This is a genomic window from Pseudomonas sp. NY15354 (assembly GCF_048068075.1).
In the GTDB taxonomy this organism is placed as follows: Bacteria; Pseudomonadota; Gammaproteobacteria; order Pseudomonadales; family Pseudomonadaceae; genus Aquipseudomonas; species Aquipseudomonas guariconensis_C.
The window spans coordinates 1-1,454 of sequence record NZ_JBLUPV010000068.1 but is presented as its reverse complement, the minus strand read 5'-3'; the positions used below and the strand labels follow the sequence as shown (position 1 = coordinate 1,454).

Sequence of the window (1,454 nt, the reverse complement as noted above, 5' to 3'; positions counted from 1 at the left end):
AACCCGCTCCCACAGGTTGGACTGCCCCCAAGAAGTTGGACACCAATCCAACCCTTGGGGGATTCATGGGCAAGTACACAGAGCAATTCAAGCTTTCCGCGATCAGCGCTTACCTACAAGGCAGCAATGGCCTACGAAAGGTGGCTCGATATTTCGGTCTCGATGTCAGCCTGCTAAGGCGGTGGGTGGCAAGTTACCAAGCCAATGCCAGCTTAAGTCCACGGCCACATGGGCTGCGGTATAGCCATGATTTCAAGCGCCAAGTCGTGATGCATATGCACGAACATCGGCTCTCGCTGCGCCAAACTGCTGCTCATTTTGGTTTAGGACAGTCCTCCCAGATAGGCATCTGGCAGCGGCAGTACTACAGTGGCAGTCCTGTCGTCACTACTGCCATCCAACAGAGAAAAGCCACCAACGTGACCAAGCGAATCAAGCCCGCCAAGCCCAGCGATACCAATGACGCCGCGAAATCTCGGGAGCAGTTGATGGCTGAGCTCGAATATCTTCGTATGGAGAACGCTGTCCTAAAGGAGCGGAAAGCCCTGCGCGAGGAAGAAGAGCGACGACGGGCGAAAAAGTCCTGATCGTCAACAAACTCAAGCACCGATTCCCGTTGCCTGATCTTTTGCGTCTGGTTGGGCTGGCACGCAGCACGTTCTATTACCAGATCAAAAGCCAGCAAAGGCCGGACAGACACGCTGCGCTCAAGGCATTGGTGCAGTGTGTTTATCACCAGGAGAAGGGCCTGTATGGCTATCGGCGAGTGGCGCTTGCGATCCGAAACCAGGGGACGCTGGTCAACAAGAAGGTCATCGAACGACTGATGGCCGGCATGGGCCTGCGATCTGTGGTGCGTCCCAAGAAATACCGGTCTTATCGAGGAACCGTGGGCAAAATCGCCTCGAATCTGCTGGCGCGTAACTTCATCGCCCAGCGACCCAATCAGAAGTGGGTAACTGACGTTACTGAATTCAAAGTGGCCGAGCAAAAGCTCTACCTGTCGCCCGTAATGGATCTGTATAACGGCGAGATCGTCGCTTATGAAACGGCCAGGCGGCCCAGTTATAGCTTGGTTGGAAACATGCTGGACAAGGCACTTGATCGCTTGGGAGAGAGGCCAAAGCTAATGATCCACTCTGACCAAGGGTGGCATTACCAGCAGGCTCAATACCGACACAAGCTCAGGGAGCGAGGCGTAAAGCAAAGCATGTCTCGCAAGGGCAATTGCCTGGACAATGCGGCTATGGAAAGCTTCTTCGGCACACTCAAGGCCGAATTTTTCTATCAGAAGCAATTTAAGAGTGTTGAAGAACTGAAGGCGGGCCTGGATGACTACATCCACTACTACAACCATGCCCGCATCAAACCGAAGCTCAATGGCCTGAGTCCTGTCGCATACAGGACTCAGGTTGCTGGCTAGAATTGTCCAACTTTTGGGGGGCAGTCCAGGT

Annotated in this window: 1 protein-coding gene; it reads left to right on the top strand. The window is 54.1% G+C overall.

From position 1 onward, the window contains the following. Window positions 1-65: 65 nt before the first annotated feature. Window positions 66-1,423 (top strand): IS3 family transposase gene (locus ACNFCH_RS25810; RefSeq protein ID WP_416744496.1). Its coding sequence is split into 2 segments (ribosomal slippage): window positions 66-561 and window positions 561-1,423, totalling 1,359 coding nucleotides; the frame shifts between segments, so codons are not numbered across the junction. The last annotated feature ends 31 nt before the right edge of the window (window positions 1,424-1,454 follow it).